Raw genomic sequence first — 8181 nt, 5'->3', positions numbered from 1 at the left:
ATGACGCCGCCCGACGCCTCAATCAGGCTCGGGATCAGTTGTTCCTTTCCATCAGCAAAGCCCAGCGTCCCGCCGCCTGACAGCCCCTCACTCAGACCCACCCTTCAGGCTCATCTCTGGATTGGAAAGGACTGGGGCCTCGGCTTGAAAGGGACGGTTCGCCGCTTCAATATGCGCGCCCCATGAACTGGCTCAAGTCTCTCGTTGCGGGTAAGCGGTCGCCCCGCGCCGCGGTCCGGCGCATCCCCCGATCGGAACATCCGATCTCTCGATCGCAGTTCACCCAGGGCACGCTGCGCACGCTGTACGGCCTCAAGGATGCCGGCTACGAGGCCTATGTGGTCGGCGGCGGCGTGCGCGACCTGCTGGCCGGCGAGGCGCCCAAGGACTTCGACATCGCGACCAACGCGCATCCGGATCAGATCCGCGCGGTGTTCCGTTCCTGCCGCCTGGTCGGGCGCCGTTTCATGATCGCCCACGTGCGCTGGGGGCAGGAGGTGGTCGAGGTCACGACCTTCCGTGGCGCGATCACCGACGAGCATGAGCGCGACGACACCGGCCGCATCCTCGCCGACAACGAGTACGGGACGCTGGAGACCGATGCGTTCCGGCGCGATTTCACCATCAATGCGCTGTACTACGACATCAGTGACTACTCGATCGTCGATCACGTCGGCGGTCTCGAGGACATGCAGCGACGTATCGTCCGCCTGATCGGCGATCCCGAGACGCGCTACCGCGAGGATCCGGTGCGCATGCTGCGCGCGATCCGCATCGCCAACAAGCTGCGCTTCACGATCGACAAGAAGACCGCGGCACCGATTCCTTCGCTCGCCGGACTGTTGCGTGAGATCCCGCCGGCGCGGCTGTTCGACGAGGTCATCAAGCTGCTGCAGTCGCGCGAGGCGGTGGCCAACCTCGAAGGGCTGCATACGCACGGCCTGCTCAAGCACTTGCTGCCGATGACCGACGCGGCGCTGGCCGACGAGCGCGATGCGGCCTTCATCCGCCAGGCGCTGACCAACACGGCCGAGCGCATCGCCGGCGAGCAGAGCACCAGCCCCGCGTTCCTGTACGCGGCGCTGCTGTGGCCGGGCGTGGCCAGGGAATATCGCCGCCTGACCGAACGCGAAGGCCAGCACGCCAATGTCGCCATCGTGCAGGCGTCCGAAAAGGTACTCGCGCAGGCGCTGCACCACGTGATGATTCCGAAGCGCTTCTCGCTGCCGATGCGCGAGATCTGGACGCTCCAGCCGCGCTTCGACGCGCGCCAGGGCGGGCGCGCCAAGCGTCTGCTGGCGCACCCGCGCTTTCGCGCGGCCTACGATTTCCTGCTGCTGCGCGCCTCGGTCGGCGAGGTGCCGCAGGGGCTCGCCGACTGGTGGACGCGGGCGCAGACCGCCGATCAGCTCCCGCCCGTGCCGTCCGCGGACGACGAGGAAGTCTCGACCGATGCGCCGCGCAAGAAGCGCCGGCGCCGACGCGGTGGCCGCGGCCGGCGGGCCGGCGCGCCGGCCGGCGCACCGCCGGATGGGGAATGAAGCGCGCCTGGATCGGACTGGGCGCCAATCTCGGTGACCCGCCGGCGCAGCTGCGCACCGCCCTGGACCTGATTGCCGGGCTCGGCGAACTGCAGGCGGTGTCGCCGTTCTACCGCAGCGCGCCGATGGGGCCCGCGGATCAGCCGGACTACTGCAATGCCGTGTGCCGTCTGGCGACCGCGCTGGCGCCGGCGCAGCTGATGCAGCAGCTGCTGGCCATCGAGCGGCGCATGGGCCGCGTCCGCAGTCGCAAATGGGGGGCGCGCACGATCGATCTCGACCTGCTGCACGTCGAGGGCGAGTCCTGCGACACGGCCGAGCTGGTGCTGCCGCATCCAGGTATCGCCGCGCGCAATTTCGTGCTGGTGCCACTGGCGGAGCTCGACCCGGAGCTGGTGATCCCCGGACTGGGGCGCGTCGTCGAGCTGAGCGACCGGCTCGGGCGCGCAGACCTGGCGCCCTGGTAAGGGCCGTTACGAGGCGGTCAGCAGGATCACCTCGATTTCCTCGACGATCTCTTCCTGGCGCTCGCGGTTCTCGCGTCTTCTCAATATCGACAGACGTTCATCGAGCCGGTGCCGCGCCTGGTCCATCTGCTCCAGCCGCCGCCGGTTCTCTTCGAGCAGTGATTCGGACAGCGCCGCGTGCAGCAGCGTGTGCAGGTAATGCTCGATCAGTGCCTCCGCGCAGCGCCCAGGGTCGAGGTACAGCCGCGGGGCAAATGCCAGTCGTGGCGGCGGCAGCTCGACCGGCGGCAACAGCTGGCGGTGCACGATGCCGGCGGCGCCGTGATGCAGCACCCGCAGGCGCAGCGCCTGCTGCGGACGGCTGTCCGCAGCGTTTTCGATCGCCGCGAGCAGCTGCGCGAGCGTTGCCGGGATTTCATCGGCGACGCTGGGCGCACGCACGCGGCCGAGCACCGGCGTCGGGAACCCCCAGCCCTCCACGAGTTTGTCGCCGACGAGGATGACTCCGTCGGGCGGCCTTTCGCCGAAGCGGGTGGCGGCGGCCTGCGCGATGTGCGCGTTGAAGTCGCCGCAGAGGCCGCGCTCGGCACCGATCACGCAACAGATGTCGAAGGACGGTGTGCGCGGCGCCGGTAGTGCCGCGCCATGGAAGTGCACGACCTCGGCCAGCGCGGTTTCGATCTGACGGACCGACTCGCGCTGTGCGCCAATGTGCTCGCCGACACGGCGCAGTTCCACGAGCGCGAGCCCCTTCATGGCGCCGAGGATCTCGCTGATCTCGCCAAGGCTGGCGATGCGTGCCTGCAGTTCACGGCGCCGGCTCATCGCCCCGTCCCAGCCAGCTGCGTACCGACTGGCTCCACTGCGCGCGCTCGGCCTCCAGCGGCGGATGGCCGCCGGCCGGTCCGCTGCGCAGCCGTGCGAGCGCGTCGCGCAGCGCGGTGTCGCCGAGTCCGTCGAGCAGGCCGTCGTTGTAGGCGACCAGCCAGGCCAGCTGTTCGGAGATCGACAGTGGATCGAGCTGCCCTTGGCGCAGGATCTCGCGGAGCAGGCGGCCGCGCGCGATGCGCCCCTCCATGCCCGGGTCCAGGTGTGCGCCGAAGCGCGTGAACACCTCCAGTTCCAGGAACTGCAGGTAGTCGAGCTTCATGCGTCCGCTCTCGCGGCGGATCGCGGCATCCTGCGCCTTGCCACCGATGCGCGAAACCGAGCGCGCGATGTCGATGGCCGGTCGCGTGCCGCGGGCGAACAGCGCCGCGTCGAACAGGATCTGGCCATCGGTGATCGAAATCAGGTTGGTCGGGATGTATGCGGCGATCTCGCCCTGCTTGGTCTCGACGATCGGCAGCGCGGTGATGCTGCCGCCGCCGCGCGCGGCAGCGAGGCAGGTCGAGCGCTCCAGCAGACGTGCGTGCAGGTAAAAGATGTCGCCCGGATATGCCTCGCGCCCCGGCGGGCGCCGCAGCAGCAGCGACAGCTCGCGGTAGGTTCGGGCGTGTGTCGAAAGGTCGTCGTAGACGACCAGCGTGTCACGGCCGTCGAACGCCCAGGCTTCCGCGACCGCACAGCCGGCGAAGGGCGCGAGGTACTGCAGGCCGGGCGCGGCGCTGGCCTCGGCGACGACCACGGTCGTATGTGCCAGAGCGCCGGAGCGCCGCAGCACGTCGAGGGTATGGACCACGGACGAGCGTTTCTGTCCGATCAGCACGTAGATGCAGCGCAAGTCCTGGCCGGACTGATTGACCACGATGTCCAGTGCCAGGGCCGACTTGCCGGTACCGTTGTCCCCGATCAGCAGCTGGCGCTGGCCCTTGCCGATCGGCAGCAGCGTATCGACGATCTTGACACCGCTGTAGAGCGGCCGGGTGACGAAGTCCCGATCGACGATCGGCGGCGACGCCGTGTCGAGCGCGCGGCGCGTCGGTGCGGACGGCGCGGGTTTGCCGTCGAGCGGCTCGCCGAGGGGATCGACGACGCGGCCGAGCAGCGTGTCGCCGACGCCGATGTCGAGCCGGCGCCCGGGCAGTGCGGCGGCGATCCCGGCGCGCAGCCGCGGCGTCTGCCGCAGCAGCACGGTGCCGATCAGGCCGGCGGCGATCTGGAACACGACGGCCTGGCTGCCGTCCTCGAACTCGACGAGCTCGTCGATGCGTGCGGAGGGCAGGCCATCGACCCAGGCGACGCCGTCACCGACCGAGGTGACACGGCCGCGCTCGACGACGCGCAGTCCGAACCGGTAGCCGGCCAGTGCCGCGGCGCGCGCGGCGATCGGTGAAACGGGTTCAGGCTGCATCCGGGGACGAACTGCGGAAGTACGCCAGCTCGTCGGCGAGCGAAGCCTGCAGCAGCCACGGGCCGAGCGCGATGCGCAGGCCGCCGATGAGCTGCGGATCGACGCGGCGCGTCGCGTGCGCGCGCGTGCCCAGATGCGCACCGAGCGCATCGCGCAGCTGTGCGTAGCTCGCGTCCGGCAAGGGGTGTGCGCTGCAGATGTCGAGCTCGGCTCCGGACTTGGCGGCTTCGATCAGGCGCACTTTCTGTTCCACGTCCAGCGTGTCGAGATCCTCGACCAGCGCCGCGGCGATGCGCGCGTCGAGTTCCGGCCCGGACAGGCGTTCGAGCACGCGCGCAGCCAGGCGCAGGCCCTGATCGGCAGCGCGCGCCTCGAGCGCGCGATGCTGCTCCTGCTCGCGCCGCTCCTGCACCGCGCGCTGCTTCTCGCGCTCCGTGTCGAGCGCGGCGCGCAGCGAAGCGAGCTGCCGGTCGCGTTCCGCGGCGAGCTCGGCGTCGAGCTGCGCACGGCGCGCTTCGCGTTCGCGGTCCCAGTCCTTCATGCGCGCCTCGTACTGCATCTTGAGTTCGGCCGCCGCCTCGGCCTGCTGGCGCGCTTCGGCGAGCGTGGCGGCGACCGCGGCCTGGCGGCGGTCGATGGCGGCACGGACCGGTGCAAACAGAAAGCGGCGCAACAGCCAGAGCAGGATCAGGAAGTTGACGATCTCGAGGACGAAGGTGGTCGTGTCGATCTGCATGGCGGCCGCGCTACTTGACGAGATACGCGATCAGCGGATTGCGGAACAGCACGATCAGCACGACGACCAGCACGTAGATCGCCAGCGACTCGATCATGGCCAGACCGATGAACAAGGTGCGGGTGATCGGCTTTTCCGCCTCCGGCTGGCGCGCCAGTGCGTCGATCGCCTGGCTGATGGCGCGACCCATGGCCAATGCCGGCAGCATCACGCCGAGTGCGATCGCCAGCAGGGCGACGACGGTGGACAGCAGCGTGAACCAGGTCATGTCGTTCATGGGAGTCTCACGGAATGGCAGAGGCGGCGGTACGCCGCGACTGGATCGCGCCCGCGATGTAGACCAGCGCGAGCATGCCGAAGATGTAGGCCTGCACGAGGGCTTCGACGATATGCAGCAGCAGCAGCGGCACGGGGACCAGCAGGCCGCCGACCAGCAGCACCAGCAACGCGGCGATTTCCAGACTCATGATGTTGCCGAACAAGCGCATCGCCAGCGAGACCGTGCGTGTCAGCTCGCCGATGATGTGGAACGGCAGCAGGATCAGGGACGGCTGCGCGTAGTGCCGCAGGTGCGCCCACAGGCCGGCGCTGCGGATGCCGAAGGCATGGACCGACAGGAATACCAGCAGCGCGAGTGCGGTGGTCAGCGACAGGTCGTCGGTCGGCGACGACAGGCCGGGGACGATGCCCGTCAGGTTGGCTGCGACGAGGAAGATCCACAGGGTCCCGATCCAGTCGGCCAGACCCGCGGGGGATTCAGGCAGCATCGAGCGCACGGCGTCGTCGATGGCGCAGACGATGCCTTCGAGCGCGGACTGCCACGGCCCCGGCGTGTCGGTCATGCGCCGCGTGCCGAGGAAACCGGTCAAGCCCAGCGCCACGAGCAGGGCCCAGGTGGTGACCACGGTCCGCGAGATCGGCAGCGGACCGAGATGGAAGATCACCGGCGTGTCCATCAGGGGTGCTCGCGGATGTACAGATAGACGTTGACGGCGCCGATGCACAGGCCGAGCAGCATCAGGCTCACGGTCCAGCGCGACGAATAGGCCTCGGCGAGTCCGTCGATCCACACCCCGAGATAGGTGAGGCCGACGAGCGGCAGCACGAACAGCAGGCCGAGCGTGCCGAGGAACACGGTCTGGCCCAGCACACTGCGCCGCTCGTCGTCGGCGCGCCGCCGCCGGCGGATCTGCCGTTCGATCTGGCGCTGCAGGCGCTGCTGGCTCGGTTCCGCCTTCATGGTCGGCTCAGGCGCGACAGCCGTCGTGCCATCTCGCGCTCGAGGCGTGTCAGATGGCTGCGCAGCGTGCCCAGACGCTCGTCCTCGGCGCGCTGCTCGTCGTCGAGCGCCTCGCGGATGCGGCCGGGGTCCGAGCCCAGCAGATAACGCCGTGTCGTGATGTTCAGGACCGCGCCGTGAAAGCGCAGCACCGCGCCCGGCAGGGCGAGGTACTGCCAGTCCGCCGTGCCGGTCCTGAAGCGTGCCAGCCCGTAGCCGAGCGCAGTGATGAAGTGGGCATGGTGCGGCAGCAGACCGAACTGGCCGCTGGCATCCTCGCCGATGAAGTGGGTCAGACCGTCGATGCGCTCGCAGCGCGTTGCGCTGCACAGCTGCAGGGCAAAGCCGGTCATGCAAGCGCTCCGGTCATGCTGCCGCGCAGGTAGCAGCGTTCCTCGGGAAGATCGTCGTAGGCGCCGCGCAGGAACGCCTCGCAGTCGTCCAGGGTCTGCTGCAGCGGCACCGATGCGCCGGCCAGGCCCGTTTGCGCAGCGACGACGTGAAACGGCTGCGTCAGGTAGCGCTGCAGGCGCCGGGCGCGCTGCACGATGCGGCGGTCGGCCGCCGACAGGGCCTCGATGCCGAGCATCGCGATGATGTCTTCCAGCTCGTGGTGACGCGCCAGATGCTCGCGCACCGCGCCGGCGATCGCGAAGTGACGATCACCGAGCTGGTTGCGGTCCATCAGCTTGCTGGTCGAGCGCAGCGGATCGACGGCCGGGTAGATGCCCTTGGCCGCCTGTTCGCGCGACAGCACGACGACCGTGTCCAAGTGCGCGAAGATCGCGGTCACCGCCGGATCGGTCATGTCGTCGGCCGGCACGTACACGGCCTGCACCGAGGTGATGCTGCCGCTGGTCGTCGAGGCGATGCGTTCCTGCAGTTCGGCGACTTCCGAGGCCAGCGTCGGCTGGTAGCCGACCGTCGCCGGCATGCGCCCGAGCAGGCCGGAGATCTCGCTGCCGGCCTGGACGAAGCGGAACACATTGTCGATCAGCAGCAATACTTCCTTGCCCAGTGCGTCGCGCAGGTACTCGGCGTAGGTCAGCGCGGTCAGGCCGACGCGGAAGCGCACGCCCGGCGACTCGTCCATCTGTCCGAACACCATCAGCGACTTCGGCAGTACTCCCGCCTTGCGCAGCTCGTGCCACAGCTCGTGGCCCTCGCGGATGCGCTCGCCGATGCCGGCGAACACCGAGACGCCGCTGTGCAGGCGCACGATCGCGTTCATGAACTCGGTGAGCAGGACGGTCTTGCCGACGCCGGCGCCGCCGAACAGCCCGGTCTTGCCGCCGCGCACGAAAGGGCACAGCAGGTCGATCACCTTGATGCCGGTCAGCAGCAGGCCGTCGGTGCCGGCGCTGTCCGCCAGCGGCGCCGGCGGGGCGAGTACCGGCGCCCAGCGTTCCGCGGCGAACGCGCCCTCGCCGTCGAGCGGTGCGCCGAAGGCATCGAGCACACGGCCCAGGCAGCCGGGTCCCACCGGTACCCGGAGCGTGCCGCCATTGGCGTAAACCGGTTGTCCGCGGCGCAAGCCGGCGGTGCGGTGCAGCGCGATCGCGCGCAGATGGTTTTCGTCGAGGTCGCGGAACACCTCGAACAGATATCGTTCGCCGCCGTCGCCGAGCGCATACAGCGCATCGTGCAGCGGCGGCATCGTCGCGCAGGCAACATCCACCACCGGCCCATCGACGCGGTCGATGACCCCCACCGGGCTGCCGATCGGGCGGTCCATCGTGTCCATGGTCGGCGGCGCGCCGGTTCTCCTTGCACCCGGGGGAGGCCACATTCTCGCGTCGGAACGCGCGGCCGCCCATTGATCTGCGTCAAGCAGCCGCCGTCCGCGCGGCGCCCTTTGTTATAGT

General features: G+C 69.5%; 10 protein-coding genes. 2 read left to right on the top strand and 8 right to left on the bottom strand.

Annotation, left to right across the window (positions count from 1 at the left end; all coding sequences use genetic code 11):
* The first annotated feature begins 182 nt into the window (after nucleotides 1–182).
* Both pcnB and folK read left to right on the top strand, forming a co-directional pair.
* The gene (gene pcnB / locus AAG565_RS04710) at nucleotides 183–1541 is read left to right on the top strand and encodes a polynucleotide adenylyltransferase PcnB (protein ID WP_348818399.1); all 1359 of its coding nucleotides are present in this window, start codon (nucleotides 183–185) and stop codon (nucleotides 1539–1541) included.
* Nucleotides 1538–2008, top strand: coding sequence for a 2-amino-4-hydroxy-6-hydroxymethyldihydropteridine diphosphokinase (folK, locus tag AAG565_RS04705; protein ID WP_348818398.1), 471 nt, complete (start codon nucleotides 1538–1540; stop codon nucleotides 2006–2008). Before pcnB ends, folK begins: the two co-directional genes overlap by 4 nt.
* 6 nt (nucleotides 2009–2014) lie before the next feature.
* Here folK and AAG565_RS04700 read toward each other — a convergent pair whose 3' ends face one another.
* From AAG565_RS04700 to atpD, 8 genes are read right to left on the bottom strand one after another with little or no spacing between them, the layout of a single operon-like run.
* Nucleotides 2015–2833 (bottom strand): F0F1 ATP synthase subunit gamma, encoded by an 819-nt coding sequence (locus AAG565_RS04700; protein ID WP_348818397.1) that lies wholly within the window; start codon nucleotides 2831–2833, stop codon nucleotides 2015–2017.
* The gene (locus AAG565_RS04695) at nucleotides 2817–4301 is read right to left on the bottom strand and encodes a F0F1 ATP synthase subunit alpha (protein WP_348818396.1); all 1485 of its coding nucleotides are present in this window, start codon (nucleotides 4299–4301) and stop codon (nucleotides 2817–2819) included. The genes AAG565_RS04700 and AAG565_RS04695 overlap by 17 nt, the downstream gene beginning before the upstream one ends.
* Nucleotides 4291–5037, bottom strand: coding sequence for a F0F1 ATP synthase subunit delta (locus AAG565_RS04690; RefSeq protein ID WP_348818395.1), 747 nt, complete (start codon nucleotides 5035–5037; stop codon nucleotides 4291–4293). The genes AAG565_RS04695 and AAG565_RS04690 overlap by 11 nt, the downstream gene beginning before the upstream one ends.
* Nucleotides 5038–5047: 10 nt before the next feature.
* On the bottom strand, nucleotides 5048–5314 hold the full coding sequence (locus tag AAG565_RS04685; protein WP_348818394.1) for an ATP F0F1 synthase subunit C: 267 nt from the start codon (nucleotides 5312–5314) through the stop codon (nucleotides 5048–5050).
* 7 nt (nucleotides 5315–5321) lie between these two features.
* Nucleotides 5322–5993: a F0F1 ATP synthase subunit A gene (locus AAG565_RS04680; RefSeq protein WP_348818393.1), complete on the bottom strand. Its 672-nt coding sequence runs from the start codon at nucleotides 5991–5993 to the stop codon at nucleotides 5322–5324.
* Nucleotides 5993–6277 carry an AtpZ/AtpI family protein gene (locus AAG565_RS04675; RefSeq protein ID WP_348818392.1) on the bottom strand — a complete coding sequence of 95 codons (285 nt, stop codon included), beginning with the start codon at nucleotides 6275–6277 and terminating at the stop codon, nucleotides 5993–5995. Before AAG565_RS04675 ends, AAG565_RS04680 begins: the two co-directional genes overlap by 1 nt.
* Nucleotides 6274–6669 carry a F0F1 ATP synthase subunit epsilon gene (locus tag AAG565_RS04670; protein ID WP_348818391.1) on the bottom strand — a complete coding sequence of 132 codons (396 nt, stop codon included), beginning with the start codon at nucleotides 6667–6669 and terminating at the stop codon, nucleotides 6274–6276. The genes AAG565_RS04675 and AAG565_RS04670 overlap by 4 nt, the downstream gene beginning before the upstream one ends.
* The gene (atpD, locus tag AAG565_RS04665; RefSeq protein ID WP_348818390.1) at nucleotides 6666–8051 is read right to left on the bottom strand and encodes a F0F1 ATP synthase subunit beta; all 1386 of its coding nucleotides are present in this window, start codon (nucleotides 8049–8051) and stop codon (nucleotides 6666–6668) included. Before atpD ends, AAG565_RS04670 begins: the two co-directional genes overlap by 4 nt.
* Nucleotides 8052–8181: the final 130 nt, after the last annotated feature.

The organism is Fontimonas sp. SYSU GA230001 (assembly GCF_040066175.1).
In the GTDB taxonomy this organism is placed as follows: Bacteria; Pseudomonadota; Gammaproteobacteria; order Nevskiales; family Nevskiaceae; genus Solimonas.
This window is presented reverse-complemented; position numbering and strand designations above follow the sequence as displayed.